Source organism: Streptomyces synnematoformans, assembly GCF_039531005.1.
GTDB classification, from domain to species: Bacteria; Actinomycetota; Actinomycetes; order Streptomycetales; family Streptomycetaceae; genus Streptomyces; species Streptomyces synnematoformans.
In genome coordinates, this window is record NZ_BAAAPF010000712.1 from 1 (window position 1) to 938 (window position 938).

The following is a 938-nucleotide window of genomic DNA, read 5'->3' on the forward strand; positions in this document are numbered from 1 at the left end:
CCCGAACGCCGCTCCCGGCCCGGGGGCGTTGTCGGGCCGGGAGCCGAAGAGCGGGACGCGGCGGGCGAGTTCGGCACGTACCTCCTGGCGGGCGAGGAGGAAGCGGCGGCGCACGGCCTCGGCGTCGTCGCCGGGCTGCGCCCAGGGGACGGCGCGGGCGTCCGAGCCGACGGCGCGGAAGACCTCCAGCGCCTCGTCCCAGCGCCGGGCGCGGACGAGGGCGGCGGCGAGGCAGTTGCGGAAGCCCGCGGCCTCGGCGTCGCCCGGTTCGTAGTGGGCCGACAGCTCCAGTGCGCGCTCGACGGCCCAGGTGGTGGACGAGTCGGGGGCGTCGCCGGCGTCGGGGCCGCCGGGCAGTCCGATACGTTCCCGGCACGCGCCCAGCACCGCGGCCTCCAGCGGCAGCCCGTGCAGCAGGGAGCCGGGCAGCGCCTCCTCCGCGGACTCCTCGGCGAAGACCATCAGCTCCTCGACGTCCGCCCCGCCGACGATCGCCAGGTAGCGCAGCGCCGCGACGTGCGCGCCGTGGTGGCCGGGCGCGCGGAGCACCGCCTCGGCGAAGCGGGAGACGAACGCCTCGCGCGGCGCCCGGACGGCGGTGGCGTGGTCGAGGGCGATGCGCCACGGCACGGGGTCGCCGGGCGCCTGCGCCGCGGCCAGCCGGACGAGGGGCAGGACGTCGCGCAGTAACGCCCGGGCATCCGTACCGGAGGGCCCGCCCGCCCCGTACGCGCCTCGCGGCCGCCGCCCGCCGCCGCCCCGGGCAGCTCCGTTACGGGGATCCGACCAGCCCCCCGGCGTCGAGCCCTCCGGTCCGGCGCCGGAATCCGGCCCCTCCCCCGCCTGTGCCCCCGTCCCCGCACCGGCGCCGGCGCCCGGGCCGACGTCCCGGCCAAAACCGCCCGGCAGGCCGGTGCCGGCGCCCGCGCCCGGGTCGG

1 pseudogene is annotated in these 938 nt (G+C 80.4%); it reads right to left on the reverse strand.

The features are described from left to right. Positions 1–938: pseudogene (locus tag ABD317_RS37285) on the reverse strand (hypothetical protein); the annotation flags it as partial.